The sequence below is a fragment of the Pustulibacterium marinum genome, assembly GCF_900116665.1.
GTDB classification, from domain to species: domain Bacteria; phylum Bacteroidota; class Bacteroidia; order Flavobacteriales; family Flavobacteriaceae; genus Pustulibacterium; species Pustulibacterium marinum.
Genome location: NZ_FPBK01000001.1, coordinates 752,582 through 771,154, shown reverse-complemented (window position 1 = coordinate 771,154; position 18,573 = coordinate 752,582). Strand labels below are relative to the sequence as shown.

General features: G+C 35.7%; 17 protein-coding genes. 7 read left to right on the top strand and 10 right to left on the bottom strand.

Features of this window, described 5'->3' with window-relative positions; all coding sequences use genetic code 11:
- The first annotated feature begins 239 nt into the window (after window positions 1–239).
- The 3 genes from BM383_RS03340 (at window position 240) to rlmB (ending at window position 5,849) form a co-directional block, all read left to right on the top strand.
- Window positions 240–3,515: a SusC/RagA family TonB-linked outer membrane protein gene (locus BM383_RS03340; RefSeq protein WP_093022947.1), complete on the top strand. Its 3,276-nt coding sequence runs from the start codon at window positions 240–242 to the stop codon at window positions 3,513–3,515.
- An 18-nt stretch (window positions 3,516–3,533) separates the two neighbouring features.
- Window positions 3,534–5,042: a SusD/RagB family nutrient-binding outer membrane lipoprotein gene (locus BM383_RS03335; protein ID WP_093022945.1), complete on the top strand. Its 1,509-nt coding sequence runs from the start codon at window positions 3,534–3,536 to the stop codon at window positions 5,040–5,042.
- Window positions 5,043–5,114: 72 nt separating this feature from the next.
- Complete coding sequence (rlmB, locus tag BM383_RS03330) at window positions 5,115–5,849, top strand: 23S rRNA (guanosine(2251)-2'-O)-methyltransferase RlmB (RefSeq protein WP_093022943.1); 735 nt, start codon at window positions 5,115–5,117, stop codon at window positions 5,847–5,849.
- Window positions 5,850–5,862: 13 nt separating this feature from the next.
- Here rlmB and BM383_RS03325 read toward each other — a convergent pair whose 3' ends face one another.
- Window positions 5,863–6,639: a rhomboid family intramembrane serine protease gene (locus BM383_RS03325; RefSeq protein ID WP_093022941.1), complete on the bottom strand. Its 777-nt coding sequence runs from the start codon at window positions 6,637–6,639 to the stop codon at window positions 5,863–5,865.
- A gap of 75 nt (window positions 6,640–6,714) precedes the next feature.
- Here BM383_RS03325 and BM383_RS03320 point away from each other — a divergent pair, with 75 nt between their 5' ends.
- Window positions 6,715–7,995: a replication-associated recombination protein A gene (locus BM383_RS03320; protein WP_093022939.1), complete on the top strand. Its 1,281-nt coding sequence runs from the start codon at window positions 6,715–6,717 to the stop codon at window positions 7,993–7,995.
- 40 nt (window positions 7,996–8,035) lie between these two features.
- On the opposite strand, the gene BM383_RS03315 is transcribed toward BM383_RS03320, so the two are convergent.
- Genes BM383_RS03315 through radC form a run of 4 tightly spaced genes read right to left on the bottom strand, consistent with a single transcriptional unit; the run spans window position 8,036 to window position 11,494 of the window.
- The gene (locus BM383_RS03315) at window positions 8,036–8,815 is read right to left on the bottom strand and encodes a hypothetical protein (protein ID WP_093022937.1); all 780 of its coding nucleotides are present in this window, start codon (window positions 8,813–8,815) and stop codon (window positions 8,036–8,038) included.
- Window position 8,816: 1 nt separating this feature from the next.
- Window positions 8,817–9,506, bottom strand: coding sequence for a YjjG family noncanonical pyrimidine nucleotidase (locus tag BM383_RS03310; protein WP_093022935.1), 690 nt, complete (start codon window positions 9,504–9,506; stop codon window positions 8,817–8,819).
- Window positions 9,488–10,792 carry a polysaccharide deacetylase family protein gene (locus tag BM383_RS03305; RefSeq protein WP_093022933.1) on the bottom strand — a complete coding sequence of 435 codons (1,305 nt, stop codon included), beginning with the start codon at window positions 10,790–10,792 and terminating at the stop codon, window positions 9,488–9,490. Before BM383_RS03305 ends, BM383_RS03310 begins: the two co-directional genes overlap by 19 nt.
- A 3-nt stretch (window positions 10,793–10,795) precedes the next feature.
- On the bottom strand, window positions 10,796–11,494 hold the full coding sequence (gene radC, locus BM383_RS03300) for a RadC family protein (RefSeq protein WP_093022931.1): 699 nt from the start codon (window positions 11,492–11,494) through the stop codon (window positions 10,796–10,798).
- A 51-nt stretch (window positions 11,495–11,545) separates the two neighbouring features.
- On the opposite strand from radC, the gene BM383_RS03295 reads away from it, so the two are divergent.
- Entirely contained in the window at window positions 11,546–11,998 is a 453-nt protein-coding gene (locus BM383_RS03295) for a DUF1569 domain-containing protein (protein WP_093022929.1), read from the top strand.
- 58 nt (window positions 11,999–12,056) lie between these two features.
- On the opposite strand, the gene BM383_RS03290 is transcribed toward BM383_RS03295, so the two are convergent.
- From BM383_RS03290 to hpt, 5 genes are all read right to left on the bottom strand, one after another.
- Window positions 12,057–13,409, bottom strand: coding sequence for a UDP-N-acetylmuramate--L-alanine ligase (locus tag BM383_RS03290; RefSeq protein WP_093022927.1), 1,353 nt, complete (start codon window positions 13,407–13,409; stop codon window positions 12,057–12,059).
- 2 nt (window positions 13,410–13,411) lie between these two features.
- On the bottom strand, window positions 13,412–14,368 hold the full coding sequence (locus tag BM383_RS03285) for a tetratricopeptide repeat protein (protein WP_093022925.1): 957 nt from the start codon (window positions 14,366–14,368) through the stop codon (window positions 13,412–13,414).
- 160 nt (window positions 14,369–14,528) lie between these two features.
- Window positions 14,529–15,542, bottom strand: a complete 1,014-nt coding sequence (obgE, locus tag BM383_RS03280) for a GTPase ObgE (RefSeq protein WP_093022923.1) — start codon at window positions 15,540–15,542, stop codon at window positions 14,529–14,531.
- A 20-nt stretch (window positions 15,543–15,562) separates the two neighbouring features.
- On the bottom strand, window positions 15,563–16,135 hold the full coding sequence (locus tag BM383_RS03275; RefSeq protein ID WP_093022921.1) for an adenylate kinase: 573 nt from the start codon (window positions 16,133–16,135) through the stop codon (window positions 15,563–15,565).
- A 14-nt stretch (window positions 16,136–16,149) separates the two neighbouring features.
- Window positions 16,150–16,680: a hypoxanthine phosphoribosyltransferase gene (gene hpt / locus BM383_RS03270; protein ID WP_093022919.1), complete on the bottom strand. Its 531-nt coding sequence runs from the start codon at window positions 16,678–16,680 to the stop codon at window positions 16,150–16,152.
- A 137-nt stretch (window positions 16,681–16,817) separates the two neighbouring features.
- Between hpt and BM383_RS03265 the strand changes: the two genes are divergently transcribed.
- Window positions 16,818–17,972: a 5-(carboxyamino)imidazole ribonucleotide synthase gene (locus BM383_RS03265; RefSeq protein WP_093022917.1), complete on the top strand. Its 1,155-nt coding sequence runs from the start codon at window positions 16,818–16,820 to the stop codon at window positions 17,970–17,972.
- A 13-nt stretch (window positions 17,973–17,985) separates the two neighbouring features.
- Entirely contained in the window at window positions 17,986–18,471 is a 486-nt protein-coding gene (gene purE / locus BM383_RS03260; RefSeq protein WP_093022915.1) for a 5-(carboxyamino)imidazole ribonucleotide mutase, read from the top strand.
- The last annotated feature ends 102 nt before the right edge of the window (window positions 18,472–18,573 follow it).

The following is an 18,573-nucleotide window of genomic DNA, read 5'->3' as shown; positions in this document are numbered from 1 at the left end:
AAATCATACTTTTCATATAAAAAAAGAGCCTTTAAAGGCTCTTTTTTTATTTCTAAACATTATAAATTATCAAAAAATCACATTATTTTCACAATAAATTAAATAAATAACAAATTAAAACCCCTAACACTTCAATAAAAATAAAACATTAAGATAATATTAAAAATTAATAACGATTTTTTGCTAAAGTACTTTCATTTTTTAAAATTTGTTTTTAGCTAATTCAAATAATTTAAAAGATGAAAACAAAGTTTAGTGGACTACTAACACTACTCTTAGTGTTGGTCGTGCATATTACGTATGCACAAGACAAAACAATCACTGGTACTGTAAAAGATAGTGATGGCGTCCCCCTTCCCGGAGTAACCATCCAAATCAAAGTTGCAACTACCGGTACTCAAACAGATTTTGATGGTAATTATTCCATAACCGCCCCCGAAGGATCTGTTCTAGTTTATTCCTATGTTGGTATGACAACAGTGGAAAAAACTGTAGGGGAAAGTTCAACAATTGATGTAACTATGAAAGTCAACGCCACGGAACTGGACGACGTAGTAGTGACAGCACTAGGTATTAAGCAAGAAGTAAGAAAACTTACGTATGCCGCCCAAGACGTGAAAGAAGAAGAATTAAACGTTACACAGAACAACAACGTAAATGCCGCTATTGCAGGTAAAATTGCTGGTGTTACAGTGGCCTCACAGGCCGGTTCTAAACTTGGACAATCTGGAGCTATTCGGTTAAGAGGAGCTATCTCCGCAACAGGAACAGAAAATCCTTTGTACGTAGTTGATGGTGTTGTTACATCACCAGAACAGATAGATCCTGAGAACATTGCTTCCATCAATGTTTTAAAAGGCCCTAACGCAACCGCACTATATGGTCTACGTGGGAACTCGGGAGTACTGGTAATTACTACTAAAAAAGGGACCACAAACAGTTTAAAAATTGAAGTTTTTAATTCTACTACTTTTGACAAAGTAGCTTATTTACCTGAATATCAAAATCAATATGGTCAAGGATACAATGGTCAGGACTCTTTCGGAACCTTTCAGTACGAAGCGGGGTTTCATCCAGATTACTGGGCTTCCTTTGATGGCGGACGTTTCAATACTGAAAGTAACGCAGATGAGTCATGGGGACCAAGATTTGATGGTCAAGATTATTATCCATGGTATACTTGGTTTCCAGATTCTCCGTATTTCGGACAAGCACAACCTTGGGTAAGCCAGGAAGACAATGTTAAAGACTTTTATGACACTGGCGTTACGTTAAAAAATGGGTTCACCCTTAGCGGTGGTGGTGAAAATTTCACAGGTAGATTAAATTACACCCGTCAAGATCAAAACGGTATAATCCCAAACTCCACATATGCAAAAAACTTAATTAACGCTAGCTTTGATGTTGATCTTAATGATAGACTAACTATTGGAATGAACCTAAACTATTCTAATGACAAAGTAGTAGGTGATTTTGCTGATGGCTATAGTAACAATTTCTCAGGATCGTTTAATTCATGGTTTGCCAGAGATTTAGAAATGGATAAGCTTAAAGAACTTTCTTGGTTACGAAGTGGTCAAGACGGAACTGGCTATGCAACTTCATGGAACTGGTGGGGGCCTGATTACTTTCCTGGAACCAGTGGAGACAACGCCTACAAAAAGGCTGTATTCTGGTTTAATCCCTACTACTGGGCAGAGCAATACAAACCAGAAGATAGAAATACTCGATTAGTTGGAGACATACACGCAAGCTACAAGTTAACAGACAACATTAACGTTAACCTATTAGCTTCAAGAACGTCAAGAAATTATGACCGAGTATGGAAAATCCCTTACGAAGTTGAATATTCTAGTGCACCTGCTGCTTACAATGATTACGTAAACTCATTTGGAACAAGAAAATATACTTCGGAAGAAAATATCATCAAACCTACTATTGATTTTGATTTTGACTTAAGCGAAGATTTTTCATTGGATGGTGTTGTCGGTGGACTTTTTCGAGTAAACAAATACACCAATACCTCTTCGCAAATGACCCAAAATGGTTATCCAGGAGGCGGTGATTTTGTTGGATTGGTAATCCCAGATCTATACCAATTCACCAATTCAAGAGAACGTGTAAATCCAACATATGAAATGCAAAAATATAGAGTTAACTCTATGTTTGGACGTGTAAACTTCTCTTATAAAAATTTCTTGACTTTGAGTGGAGATTTAAGGTCTGATTATGATTCTAGATATGATGTATTCAACTCAGGAGATCGTCAAAATGATTCCAATAGATTTACATTTGGATCCATAGGAGCTAGTTTTGTATTTTCAGAATTGATTGACAATGCAGATTTCTTTGATTTCGGTAAACTATTTGTAAGTTATGCCGAAGTAGGTAAGGAGATTGATGCTTACCAAGTAAATCCTCCATATAGATTATCTAGTAACACATACGGCAGCAATCCATTAATGTACGCTCCTAGTTCTGCAATTGGTTCAGGAATTGAGCCAGCTACTTCAGGTTCATTAGAGGTTGGTATCAATACTGCTTTCTTTCAGAATAGAGTTAGATTAAATGCTACTTACTATAATGAAGACAGAGAAAGAGAAATTCTTAATCTAGACCTACCTACCTCTACAGGATACAGTTCCATTGTAACAAATGGAGGTTTGATCAATAGAGAAGGTCTAGAAATAACATTGGGATTAACTCCAGTGAAAACTACAGATTTCACTTGGGATATGAACATCAATTTCTCAACCAATAAGACCATGGTAAAGGAACTTGAAGGACTAGATGCCTACGCTATCGCCTCTAGCACATACAGCTATGTTACATTAACAAATGTTGTTGGCGAAGAATGGGGACAACTTGTTGGCGCGGCTATTGCACGAGATGAAAATGGAACACCAATTTTAAACTCCAACGGTACTTATGTATCTGAAGCAGGCCATAATTATGGTAGTATATTACCCGATTTCAATGGTGGTATTTTCAATAGTTTTTCTTACAAAGGATTAACACTAGCAGGAACACTAACATTCCAGAAAGGTGGTAAATTCTTCTCTTTATCAGAATCTTGGGGTGCTTATTCGGGCTTACTTGAAGAAACTGCCGCAACAAATGATTTAGGAAACAATGTTCGTGATGATGTAGCCTCAGGTGGTGGTGTGCATTCTGTAGGTGTTGATGTTGATGGCAATACTGTTGATCAATATTACCCTGCATACAATTGGTTTGGTCAATATTACAGTAATAGATTAGCAGAACCATTTGTCCATGATGCTAGTTATTTAAAACTGAATGAACTAAGCCTATCATACACATTACCAAAAAATTTAATTGGTGAATTCATGGAAAGTGCATCAATTGGTTTTGTTGCTAGAAATGTAGCACTATTAGCACTATCTAAAGACAATGTACACAACTGGGATCCTTCTGAACTTTCTCAGGTATATGGAGAAAACGGACAATTACCAGGAACAAGATCTTATGGTTTCAACGTTAAATTTACATTCTAACAAAAACAAGAATATAAAATGAAAAATATAAAATTAAAAGTAACGTTATTTTTATCTCTTATTCTTGCTACTTCTGCTTGTAGCGATGTAGATTATGGAGATACTAACGTCAACCCATACGCAGCTCAAACTGGTGAACCAGACGCGTTACTACGAGGAGCTATTGTCAATTATTTTGACGCAACAGGTAGAGATTATTTAACAAGACCTACGTTATACGTTCAGTATTTATCACAAACACAATACACAGATGAACAAAGATATAACGAAGCTCCAGCTGATTGGTCAAGCTATTACACCCTTACGCTAGAATCTTTAAAACAGGTAGCTAACACGACTGAGGACCTTAGAGGAACTACAGAAAACATGAATGCTACAGCAGAAATCCTGTCGGTACTAGTTTGGAAAAGAGTTACAGACACCTTTGGAGATATCCCATACTTCGAAGCTTTACAAACACCCGCAATTTTAAATCCTGCATTCACCCCACAAGAAGAGATTTACACAGATCTAATTGAAAGAGCAAAAGCTGCACGTGATATGTTTACGGAAAGTAGCACTTCTTTTACACTTGATCCAAGTACCGATATTATCTATGACGGAGACATCGATATGTGGAGAAAATTTGCAAACTCTTTAATTCTTGGATTAACTATTCAATTATCAAATCAATATCCGTCAGCTGGTGGCTATGCTGCTACTGAATTTTCAGCAGCACTGAATAACCCATATGGTGTTTTGGAATCTACATCCGAAGACGCTGTATTTACACCAGATGTATCAGGAGGTGTTGTTAATCCTTATAGTCAATTAAGAGTTGCAGATTACAGATTATCTCAAGAATTGACAGATGCACTAAAGGGAAATGATGATTCTTCATTAAACCCTACAAGTAACAGAACATTAGATGAAAGATTGTATATCTTCTCAGACACTCCATCTGGTGACGGACTTCCTTATGGCTACGCTACTTATTCTAGCTATACAGATGCAAGCCATATTCAAAATTGGATAAGACTTGGTTACTCACCCGCTCCTATTTACACATCATCATACACCTACTTAAACAGAGCAGAAGCTGCCGCTTTAGGATGGACATCTGAGGATGCAGAGGCGATGCTATCTGCAGGAATTCAAGCATCTTTTGATTATTGGGAAGATTACCAGCAAGTGGCCGTGGATAATGATGACACCTTCTCTAGTGAAGATGTTATCGAGTTAAATGCTGATGATTATATTGCTGCACGTATAGTTGATGCCACTACCGTAGGAATTGAACAAGTAATTGGAGAAGAAAAATGGATTTCACTTTTCTTATCAGGATTCGATGCTTGGGCGGAACAAAGAAGAACAGGATATCCAGAATTAACTCCTTCTTCCGCTCCCTTTAACAATGGTACTATTCCAGAAAGATTAGTTTACCCAACAGAATCTTCTTCTGTTAATACAGCTAATTATGATGTTGGCGTAAGCGGACTTAGTCCTGCTACTGATTTAAACAGTTCCTCCGTGTGGTGGAATCAATAAAATCATTTTTAATAGAATTATTTGAAAAAAGGTTGCCAAATTTGGCAACCTTTTTTTCTTTACATTTGCCAAATGAAAAACGATTATCAAATTTTTGGAATTCGTGCTGTTATTGAAGCTATTAACGCAGGAAAAAGTATAGACAAAGTTTTTATCCAGAAAGGATTGCAAGGTGAACTTTTCAAAGAGTTAGACCAACTTTTACGTGAACAACAAATAAGTAAATCCTTTGTTCCTATTGAAAAACTTAACCGTCTTTCTAAAAAAAATCACCAAGGTGTTATTGCCAATATTTCTCCTGTAGAATTTCAAGATTTTGAAGAAATTGTTATGCAAGCAACGGAAAGTGGCAACACTCCTAAATTCTTACTTCTAGACCAAGTTTCGGATGTTAGAAACTTTGGAGCTATTATCAGAACAGCCGAATGTACAGGAGTTACAGCTATCATTATTCAGAAATCTGGTGCTGCCCCTATTAATGCAGACACTGTAAAAACTTCGGCTGGAGCGGTTTTCAATGTTCCTATATGTAAAGTAGACCATCTAAAAGACGCAGTGTTCTATTTACAAGGGAGCGGGATTCAAGTAGTAGCTGCCACAGAAAAAACAGAAGACACCATTTATGATGTAGATTTTACAATTCCATCTGCTATCATTATGGGAGCGGAAGATGTGGGTATTTCTCCATCAATTTTAAAAGCTGTTGATAAAAAGGCGAAACTCCCAATGTTTGGAAGTATTGGTTCTTTAAATGTATCGGTAGCTTGTGCTGTTTTCCTGTATGAAGCAGTTAGACAAAGCTATTAATCCCATATAAATATTAATCATCGTCTGAAGACTTATCATGGTTTTCAGACGATTTTTTATATATGTAGATATAATCTATTTCCTCCACTTCCTCCTCCTCTGCTCTACGGTTCCACTCGCTTTCAGGAACAAAGTTACCTTCACTATCAAAATGCCTCATAAACACATCATCTTCCTCATTGTATTCCGGATGTTCCCAATCAAATCTTTTTATATTTTTAAATCGATTTGCTTTCAGTATAAATGCCAAAATTAATCCAGTAATGAATCCGGCTAAATGGCCTTCCCAAGAAACGGTATCTTCTATTGGAAACAAATACCAAATAGTACTTCCATATACAAAAACAACAATAAGTGACACCGCTACTAACCTAAAATATTTGGTTAGAATTCCTTTAAAAAATAAAAAGCTCGTCAATAAATAAATAAGTCCACTAGCTCCAATATGATATGAACTTCTTCCAATAAGCCATGTAAGAAATCCGGTTCCAATCCATCCAAGAACTACTACTTTCCAACTCAATTTTGGATAGAAATAAAATAAAGCCGATCCCAATATTAATAACGGTAATGTATTGTTATACAAATGCGAAAGCGAACCATGAACAAAAGGACTCGTAATAACACCTATAAGTCCGGGAAAAGTTCTGGGATACACACCAAAAACAACGGCATCCCAATGAAAATTCACCTCAGCATAAAATACTGACCAAATAATCAATATCATTAAAAATGGGTAAATAATCACGCCATTATAAAATTTGAAATCTTCTGAGGAATTATTTTTCATAATTGATTGATATCAAAAAAAGAACCATTCAAAAGCATCCGATAAATTGTCATATAAATCTAATACCTTTGTGTTATGAATGAACCATTAGCAGAAAGAATTCGTCCTAAAAAATTAGAAGATTATGTAAGTCAACTACATTTAGTTGGCCCAAACGGATCTTTAACCACTCAAATAAAAAAAGGACTAATTCCATCTTTGATTTTATGGGGACCTCCGGGGACCGGAAAAACTACCCTGGCAAACATCATAGCCAACGAAAGCAACAGACCATTTTACACTTTAAGCGCCATAAACAGTGGCGTGAAAGATGTAAGAGAAGTAATAGACAAAGCGAAACAAAGCGGAGGATTATTTACAGCAAAGAATCCCATTTTATTTATTGATGAGATTCACCGTTTTAGCAAATCTCAGCAAGATTCATTATTGGCAGCTGTGGAAAAAGGATGGGTTACGCTTGTTGGCGCTACTACAGAAAACCCAAGTTTTGAAGTTATCCCTGCACTACTTTCCCGCTGTCAAGTCTATGTTTTGGAGGCCTTTGGAAAAGAAGATTTAGAAGCCTTACTGGAAAGAGCAATTAAGACCGACAACCTGCTTCAAAAGAAAAAAATTGATTTAAAAGAAACAGAGGCTTTACTCAAAATTTCAGGTGGCGACGGTAGAAAACTACTAAATATTTTTGAGCTTATCATTAATTCCGAAAGTGATGATTCTATTATCATTACAAATGATCTTGTTACTCAGAAAATACAAAAGAACACGGTACGGTATGACAAAACCGGAGAGCAACACTATGACATTATTTCAGCATTTATAAAATCTATAAGAGGAAGCGATCCCAACGGAGCTGTTTATTGGTTAGCTCGCATGATTGAAGGTGGTGAAGATGTAAAATTCATTGCGCGTAGAATGCTTATTTCGGCAAGTGAAGACATAGGAAATGCAAACCCAACAGCTCTGATTATGGCAAACAACACTTTCCAAGCTGTAACAACCATTGGTTATCCAGAAAGTAGAATTATCCTCAGTCAATGCGCTGTTTATTTAGCAACGTCACCAAAAAGTAATGCTTCCTATATGGCTATTGGAAAAGCCCAACAAGCAGTAAAAGCTACAGGTGATTTATCTGTTCCAATGCATTTGCGCAATGCGCCTACAAAATTAATGAAGGATCTAGGCTACGGAGAAGATTATAAATATGCTCATGACTACCAAAATAGTTTTGTAGATCAGAATTTCCTACCGGATGAATTAACGGGTACCAAATTTTTTGAACCCGGTGATAATAATAGAGAAAAGAGTATTCGAGAATTTCTGAAAAACCGATGGAAAGATCGATACAATTATGAATAACAAAAAACGGAATCAATTTGATTCCGTTTTTCTTTTATGTTTACCATTTTATGGTCAACGCTTTTGCCGTCATGCTGGTTCCGTCGGAGACGAAGTGTATCCAAACACCTTCTTCATTTTTGTAAACGATAGCATCTTCATCTTTCACTATATACACATCTTTGGACGGAGTAAATAATAATGTCATTACTAATTCTTCTTTAGCATTGTATATTTTATAATTTACACCTCCAAAGCTCTTAGCTAATAAAACACCTTCCTCTATCTTCGCTGATTTTTCATCCTTTACAACAACTTCTTCCGACTTCTTTTGAAGTTCAACAACTTCCTTTTCAACCTTTGGTTTCTTCATTTTTGTTGTTGATTCTACTGCCGCTACATCAGATTCTAAAGGCTCGTAACTATAATGCAATGCTTCAATATCCTTAAAAGCATCTCTTGTTGCTAAGTTGAATGATTTGCTATATTCTTTCTCCTTGCTTTTCCCCTCTTCAGATTCAAAAACAACATTATTTCTGCAGTCAACCAAAGTTACTTTCACCTTTGTGGTAAGCATTCCAGATTCATTTAAAATATTAGTTTTTAATCCATCGCAAGGTCTATTTAGCAATTCTTCTGGAACTTCTCCTTCCAGATACGCTTCAAACCCATACTTTTCAAATAAAAACTTGGTAAGTCCATTGATTTGATATTGCCCGGGTTCATCCTGAAATTCAAACTGATTTGGAACTATAACATATTTAAAATTATTTACACTCTTTTGAGCGCTCACGGTGATCATTCCTAATAAAAAAAATGATACAATTATTAACTTCTTCATTCTACAAGTATTTTTTTAATTCTTCTAATTTATAAATAGTGATTCCCTCATCCAACTCGTCTTCTTCATTCGAATTGAAATGAATGGTATGCATTCCTACATTTTTTGCCCCTAAAATATCTGCTTCTGCATTGTCTCCTATCATTAAAGATTTTGTTGCTTCTACCGACGCTTTTTTCAAGGAATACTCGAAAATTAATGGATTTGGTTTCTTTACGCCAACCATTTCAGAATCTATAACGCAGTCAAAATAATCTGCAATTCTTGAATTTTTTAATTTATAATTCTGAACCTCTTGAAAACCATTGGTAATGATATGTAATTTATAATTCGGTTTCAAATAAGTCAATACTTCATGAACACCATCAAACAAATGATTGAAAGTGGAAAGATGTGTTATATAGTCATCTGCCAATTGATAAATCATATCATCAGCAACCGTAACATTCATTTGCGTAAATGTTGTGTTCAATCTGGAAAAACGAAGCTCTTCCTTTCCTATTTTTTCCTCTCTAAACAGTTTCCAATGCGCTGCATTAATAGGCACATACAATTTTAAAAATTGCTGTATATCTACTTCTAACTGGTTTTCTTTAAATATTTTCTGGTAAGTAAGTGCTGAGTTCTTTTCAAAGTCCCACAAAGTGTGATCCAAATCAAAAAAAACATCGGTTATCTGTTCTCTGAACATATTTTCTTGTATACTTTTTGATAAAATTTTCGAAATCCTTTTTCATTCCCGTAGTTTCCCATGCTTTCATTGGAAAAAACTGCAGCAAAACAGCCATTCACATCTTTAACTTGCTGATAAAGTTCAAAGAAAGTTTCTTCTGCCTTGGACGGATTCATTTTTTTAAGAGCCAAATCCTGTAAGCAAACCGGATGTACTTTTAAAATAGTTTGCATTTCTAAACTCAGATCATAAAATTTAAAAGGAGTACAGGTTCCAGCTCTAAAACCAACATTTTTAGGATACCCCATGGTGTAATCTTCGGTAAATTCAGCTTCAATGAGATCTTTATATGTATCAGGAAGATCTAATCTATCCAAACGCAAGCGAACCCGTTTTATAGGGCGATTAATGATTTCTGTAAGTTTTTTTCGTTCCTCTCTTAATTTCGGAATGTTTTTAAAAGACTGATAGGAAGCCATTAACGAAACGATATGGTAATCGGCTACAGATTTCATCAACTCTCTGAACGACTTATTATTTAAAGAAATATTCTTGTCATAAGTACCATATTCGCCCACCATGAAGAAAAATATTGTATTGATTCCATATTTATTTTTGAACCAAGTAAGCTTATCAAAATTATCGGAAGGATCTGGAGTTAATCCTAAAAGTACTTTATACCGTTCTATAACTCTCCCCACTTTCAAATTGAAAAGATCTGTAAGACTACCGCCTAAACTGCGCACAAAACCCTTTTTCTTAAAGGTATATGCACACGCCACATCAATTATAGACAAAACCTGAGGTTTCCTATCTGGAAAAACGGTATCTGGAAATCGTCTTAGCAAAGCTTGTTTCAATCTTTTAATCCAAATATCCACAACCGGAACATCTAAAAAATGATGCTTATATGCTAAACTTTCTGTTGCAGGAAAACGCCCGTGTTCATCTTTTACGTGTGGCACGTACTCTTCATATCTACTCATCAAATAAAATGCTGCCGCAAAAACATCAAATGGCAAAGCACTTTTTTCTCCTGCCGGAAAAAAACAAGGAGTTTCTTCCCAATCATGTATTTTTATTTCGATATCATCAAAACCTTGCTCAAAGAGCAAATCATTACTTCTTATGTGGAACTCATTCTGCAACGGTTGTTTGCAGTACGTTATTTTAGGACCATTGTGCGCTATAAAATCTTCCACTTTGGTACTAAACTTCACCTCAACCTGAAGCATTTGCACAAAAACATGCTTCATGACATAGGTAAAACGTGGTGTTATTTTGTGGGTATAAACTAAAAACATAAATTATAAAACTCCCTCATCTGCAAAGCTAAAATACGTTTTTTCAGTCACAATAAGATGATCTAGAACTTTAATATCTAAGCTCTCTGCTCCCGTTTTGAGTTTTCTTGTAATTTGTTTATCGGCTTCGCTTGGTTGTAGAGTTCCTGAAGGATGATTGTGCGCTAAAATTAGAGCTGTAGCTCCCAAAGAAAGCGCTTGCTTAAATACCAAACGTACATCTACCAGCGTACCTGTTATACCTCCTTTACTCAATTGAAAAGTACTGATTACCTTGTTCGAATTATTCAAATAAGCAATCCAAAATTCTTCATGTGGTAATTCTCCAATGATGGGTTGAAAAATTCCATAGGCAATTCGGCTACTGGTAATTTTAACTTGTTGCGGCTGTTCTTCACTCTTTCTTCTTCTACCCAATTCTGCTGCAGCTACTATGGTAATAGCCTTGGCTTCTCCTATTCCCTTAAACTTCATAAGTTCTTGAACTGTCAATTTCCCTAATTTATTCAAGGAATTATCCACAGAATGAAGTATTCTTTTTGATAGATCTACCGCGCTTTCATTTCTACTTCCACTCCCAATGAGTATTGCTATAAGTTCGGCATCGGTCAAGGCACTTTTACCTTTTTGTAAAAGCTTCTCTCTTGGTCTGTCATCTTCGGACCAATTTTTTATAGAAAATGAGGTAGATTTTTCTTGCATCTTTTAAAGATAAAAAATTGTATTTTTCCAGAAAAGAAAAACCTAACTAACATGAAATCAATATTTGAAAACGAAAGCTACCAAGAAATACTGGATAGACTTGAAAAACTAACTCCCGAAAGTGTAGCACAGTGGGGCAAAATGAATGTTTCGCAAATGATAGTGCATTGCCAAAAACCTTTGGAATTAGCTCTGGGAAAAATTCAACTTAAAAAACCCAACTTTTTAATGGGATTTATGTTGAAACAAATGAGCAGTTCTTTGTATAATGACAAACCATGGAAACAAGGCTTACCTACAGCAAAAGAATTTGTGATTGTTGATGTAAAAGATTTTCTATCGGAAAAAGAAAAATTAGTTTCTTTAATTAAGCAAATGCATGAACGAAAAGACAGCTCTGAAACTTTTCCTGTTCACCCCTATTTTGGGAAATTCACGCATGAACAATGGGGCAAAGCATCCTACAAGCATTTAGATCATCACCTTACTCAATTTGGAGTTTAAAAACATAAAAAAAAGCGTCACATTCAAGTGACGCTTTCTATGTATTCGCATCTATTTTTTAAAAGAGTTCTTGTACTCCTTCAAAATTAAGCCCTCCATAATTACCGCTGCTCATCAGCAGTAAAGCTGTATTTTTAATTTCCTTTGTAAACAAGAAACCTCTAAACGCTTCTGGATTTGTAAAAATTTTCAAATCTTTTCTTTTAAAAGCTTCTGCAATCTGACTTTCAGTTACTTCATCTAACTGTTTTATCTTCACCGCATCTGGCGAATAGAAAACCACCGCTTCGTCTGCAGCATCCAAAGCTCCTTCATATTCTTTTAAAAATTCTGCATTCAAGCTACTATAGGTGTGTAATTCTAAACATGCTAACAAATGCTTATCACTATACTGCTCTTTTACTGCTTGGGTGGTTGCTTTCACTTTACTGGGTGAATGCGCAAAATCTTTATAAGCAACGCTATCATTATTTTCAGCAATTTTCTCTAATCGTTTACTAGCTCCGGAAAATGTACTAATTGCTTCGTAGAAATCTTCTTCATCAATTCCCATATGTTGACAAACCCATTTTGCACCCGCCAAATTACTTAGATTGTGTTTTCCAAAGATTTCAATAGGCATTGGTCCTTCGGGTGTTTCTAGTAACGTTTCTCCATCTTCAACTTCATACACTGGTGTAGTATATGGATTTTTTCTAATAGGATTTTCTGAAGCTTCTACTACTTTTTTAAGTTCAGTATCTTCTTCATTGTACACCAAAATGCCTCCATTCACGATGGAATCTACAAAAATCTTAAACTGTTCTACATAATTTTCATAGGTTGGAAATACATTGATGTGATCCCAAGCAATTCCACTTAACAACGCTATATTTGGTTGGTACAAATGAAATTTTGGACGACGATCTATAGGCGAACTCAAATATTCATCTCCCTCTAAAACAATAAAATCATTTTCATCCGTTAAATGCACCATGGTATCAAAACCTTCCAATTGCGCACCAACCATATAATCAACCTCTTTTTCGTGATAATTCAACACGTGTAAAATCATAGAAGTGATAGTAGTTTTCCCATGACTTCCACCAATAACAACACGTGTTTTATCCTTAGATTGCTCATATAAAAATTCAGGATATGAATAAATCTTCACACCTAATTCTTGTGCTTTTAACAACTCAGGATTATCAGGTTTTGCATGCATTCCTAAAATAACAGCATCCAAGTCAGTCGTTATTTTTTCTGGAAACCAACCAAATGCTTCGGGTAGTAGACCTGCCTTTTGTAAACGCGATTTTGATGGTTCAAAAATAGCATCATCGCTACCGCTTATAATGTATCCTTTATGATGTAATGCCAAAGCCAAATTGTGCATGGCGGCACCGCCAATGGCTATAAAATGAATTTGCATGGTTATAATTTTAAAATCTTAGATCGTTCTTTTTTTGCAAGTTGGAAGTCATTATTCATGGCAATTGATTTATCAATCCAATCTAATGCTTCTTGCTTATGATTTTGAAATCTGTTCAGTTGCGCTAGTCGTAAATACGCCCATTCCAGAGGGTAACTATCGGTGTTTTTATAATTTGAAATATAACTTTCTAATGATTCAATTCCGGTATGTACTTCTATACCATGAACTGCTGAAAGTTTTCCAATTTCGTACTGATAATTATTTATGCGCAATGCTTTGTAAGCTTCTTTAAGTGTAAATAATGCTGAATTATATCGGTTTTCATCTTGATAAAGTTCAGACAATTTTTCATAACAAGTTGCTGAACCTCCTGTAACAACCGCCTTTTTTAAGTAATGTTCGGCTTGCGCAAAATCGTCATCATCTTTGTAGATAAAACCTTTTGCCAAGTAGCCATCTACAGGAGAAATGACTTCTAATTCGTTTGCATACTTCAATGCTTTCTCTTGTTTACCACCTAGAATTCCTGGAAGCTCCGTGAAAAAGTTCACCAATGCCCAACGAGTATCTATGTGATTTGCATCTAGTTCTGCAGCGGTCACAAATTCAGTTTCTATTTCATCTAATAAACCCAGAGCTGCCATTTTGTTTTCCAATGCTTTCATACCCAAAGCTCCTCCGTATTTGTAGTGATAATTTGCATTGCTATCATCTATCTCTACGAGCTTTTTATAGGTAGTAATACAATGGTCCCATTGTTCTAAATGACCATAAGCATCACCAAGAAGTTCTATTGCTACTGCATCAGTTGGATGTGAATCTACAGTTTTTTTCAGATGCGTAATCGCCGATTGGTATTGCGCTTCATCAAAAAATTGTTTCCCTTTCTGAAAATCAGATTGAGAAAAAATTGTTCCTGTGAAAAGAACCAAAAAAATACAAATGAAATAGCGCATACTTTTTTTGTGAGCACTCAAAAATAAGAAATAGAAAGTTCTTCTATAAATTTTCGGACACCGAAGTTTATTGGACTATCAAAATTTGATATTCCATTTCTCAAACAAAAGCCGCATTCAACCAACAATATTTGGGAAAATTATACCCAAGTAATTTGCTTTAGTCTTCCTTCTGAGCATTCAACATTTGCCACAAACGATCTTTCAATTGCTGAATATTTTGCTGCGCTACGGATGAAATAAACATATAAGGCACTCCTTTTAAGTTTTCATCGAGCTCAGCTTTTAATTCTGTTTTCAATTCATCATCTAACATATCCGATTTTGAAACAGCAACTAATCGTTCTTTGTCTAACAATTCTGGATTGTATGTTTTCAATTCATTGAGAAGAATTTCATACTCTTTTGCAACATCATCAGCATCTGCCGGAATTAAGAAAAGTAATGTTGAATTTCTTTCGATATGGCGCAAGAAATAATGGCCTAAACCTTTTCCTTCAGAAGCTCCTTCAATAATCCCAGGAATATCTGCCATTACAAATGACTGAAATTCGCGGTATTGAACAATTCCTAAATTCGGTTTTAAAGTGGTAAAAGGATAATCGGCAATTTTAGGTTTTGCCGATGTGATTACAGACAGCAAAGTAGATTTTCCAGCGTTTGGAAAACCTACCAAGCCTACATCTGCTAGTAATTTTAACTCTAAAAGATACGCTGCTTCTTGCCCGGGAATTCCTGGTTGCGCGTATCTTGGAGTTTGGTTGGTAGAACTTTTAAAATGCCAGTTTCCACGGCCTCCCATTCCACCTTCCAATAGAATTCTTTCTTCGTTGTGTTCGGTTATTTCAAATAAAATTTCGTTGGTTTCTGCATCACGAACCACAGTTCCTAATGGAACTTCCATGTATTTATCTTCGCCATCGGCTCCTGTACTACGGCTACTTCCACCGTGTTCACCATGACCAGCACGAAAATGTTTTTGAAATTTGAAATGAATTAATGTCCAAAGGTTCTCGTTTCCACGAATAATTACGTGTCCACCACGGCCTCCATCACCTCCATCGGGTCCACCTTTATCTATATATTTTTCTCTATGTAAATGGGCAGAACCTTTTCCTCCGTTGCCGGATTCCGCATATACTTTTACGTAATCTGTAAAATTTCCTTCAGTCATTTATTCGGTAACCTTATTAATTATAATGTGTTGATCACAGCACTTAAACGCTCGGTAATTTCTTCTATAGTACCAATACCGTTTACACTATGAAACTTATCTTGTTTTTTGTAAAAATCGATAAGCGGAGCCGTTTTTTCATTGTACTCTTCAAATCGGTTTCTAATCTTAGCTTCGTCTTGATCATCTGATCTTCCACTTACTTTTCCGCGTTCTAACAAACGTTGAATAAGTATTTCATCATCTGCTTCAAGAGCAATGGTTCCATCAATTTTCATTAGATTATCGCTCATCAAAACATCTAAAGCTTCTGCTTGAGCAATAGTTCTTGGAAAACCGTCAAAAATAAATCCTTTAGCTCCAGGATTTGCTTTCACCTCTGAACTCAACATATTGATGGTAACTTCATCAGGCACTAAATCGCCATTATCTATGTAAGATTTGGCTAGCTTACCTAGTTCTGTTTCGTTTTTAATATTGAATCTGAAGACGTCTCCGGTTGAAATATGAACCAAATCATACTTTTCCTTTAAGAAAGCTGCCTGAGTTCCTTTACCAGCTCCCGGCTTTCCAAATAATACGATATTAATCATGTTGTGTATTTAGTTTATTCATGCAATTGATATACTTCTGGCAAATTTCTACCCAATTCATCATAGTCTAGGCCGTAACCTACTATAAATTTATTTGGGATTTCCATGCCTATGTAATCAATTTTGATTTCTTTTTTATAAGCTTCGGGTTTAAAGAATAGCGTTGCTATTTTCAGCTCTTTCACACCTTCATTTTCAAACAATTTTTGAAGCTCTTCTATCGTATTACCCGTATCTACTATATCTTCTAAAACCACTACACTTCTACCTTTCAAAGCTGTACTAAGACCTACAAGTTGCTTTACTTTTCCTGTAGAACCTGTACCTTCATAAGAGGCTAGTTTCAAAAAAGTAATTTCACAATTGGTAGGATATTTTTTTACGAAGTCGGCCGCAAACATAAAAGACCCGTTTAAAATTGCAACAAAAACAGGAATCTCACCTCCCAAATCTTTTGCAATTTCATTGGCCATTTTTTCAACAGCCTGGTCTAGTGTTTCGGCACTTATAAAAGGCTTAAATTTTTTATCGTGTAATTGTATCACTGCAAAGCGGTTTATAAGAAAAGGCAAAGATAGACAATTGATTTTAGTTGCACGATTTTAAGCTTATGTTTTCATAATTAATGGTATTTTTGTATTTCTAAATCAAAACCGATTAGTTACAACACAATTTTTTTAGAATGAATTATTTCTCATCTGACTTTACATTAGGCATTTTAGGCGGCGGACAACTTGGAAAAATGATCCTTTATGAAACACGCAAGTATGATATTGCTACCAAAGTGATTGACCCTAGTAACGAAGCTCCCTGTAAAATTGCCTGCAATGAATTTGTTCAAGGCGATTTGATGGATTATGATACTGTTTTTAATTTTGGAAAAGACGTAGATGTACTTACGTTTGAAATTGAACACGTAAATGTAGATGCGCTTGAGGCACTGGAAAAAGAAGGCGTGAACGTGTATCCTTCCTCCAAAACTTTGAGAATAATTCAGAATAAAGCAACTCAAAAATTATTTTATACAGACCATAACATCCCAACAGCGCCATTTACAAGATTTGCATACACTTCAGAAGTAAAAGAAGCTGTAAGCAACGGTGGCGTTACCTTACCTTTTGTTTGGAAAAGTGCTCAATTTGGTTATGACGGAAATGGTGTGAAAGTAATTCGAAAAATTGAAGATTTAGAAGGATTACCTAACGTAGAATGTATTGCTGAAGAAATGATTCCTTTCAAAAATGAATTAGCAGTAATTGTCACTAGAAATCCAAAAGGACAAGTAGCTACCTATCCTGTTGTTGAAATGGAATTTCACCCAGAGGCAAATCAAGTCGAGTATGTTATTTGTCCAGCTAGAATTGCTCCGGAAGTAGCACAGCAAGCACAACAAGTTGCAGTTGAAGTTTCTAATGCCATTGGCCACGTTGGTTTGTTAGCCGTTGAAATGTTTCAAACTGAGAACGACGAAATTTTGGTAAACGAGTGTGCTCCACGCCCACACAATAGTGGTCATTACAGTATTGAGGCAAGTTATACCAACCAATTTGAGCAACATTTACGTGCTATTTTAGATCTTCCACTAGGAAATACACAAAGTAAAGTAGCAGGAATTATGGTGAATTTAGTTGGTGCAGAAGGCCATACAGGAAATGTGAAGTATGAAAATATAGAGCAGATTATGGAACTTCCTGGCGTAACTCCGCATATTTACGGAAAAAGAGAAACCAGACCTTTTAGAAAAATGGGACACGTAACCATTGTGAACGAGGATATAGCCAAAGCAAGAGAAATTGCTGCAGAAGTAAAAGGAACCATCAAAGTAATTAGTCAATAAAAAACAAAACGCAATGAATAAAGTAGCTGTAGTTATGGGTAGCACAAGTGATTTACCTGTAATGCAAGACGCCATAGATATTTTAAAAGAATTTGGGTTAGAAGTAGAAGTAGATATTGTTTCTGCTCACAGAACACCGGAAAAATTATTCGATTTCAGTAAAAACGCACATACTAGAGGAATTCAGGCAATTATTGCCGGAGCCGGTGGTGCTGCGCATTTACCAGGAATGGTAGCTTCTATGTCTCCACTTCCTGTGATTGGAGTTCCCGTAAAAAGTAGTAATTCTATAGACGGATGGGATTCTGTTTTATCCATTCTTCAAATGCCGGGCGGAGTTCCTGTAGCCACGGTAGCCTTGAATGGTGCTAAAAATGCAGGTATTTTGGCTGCTCAAATCATTGGAGCTTCCAACGGAGAAATTCTTCAGAAAATAATAGATTATAAAGAAGGGTTAAAAACCAAAGTAATTGAAGGTGCTAAATCCTTAAACCAATAAAGAATATAAAAAAAGACCTCAATGTCCCGAGGTCTTTTTAATTATCGCTATTAATTACTTAAATCCTAAAATGGAAGACCAAAATTGGTCTAAAATTTTAAT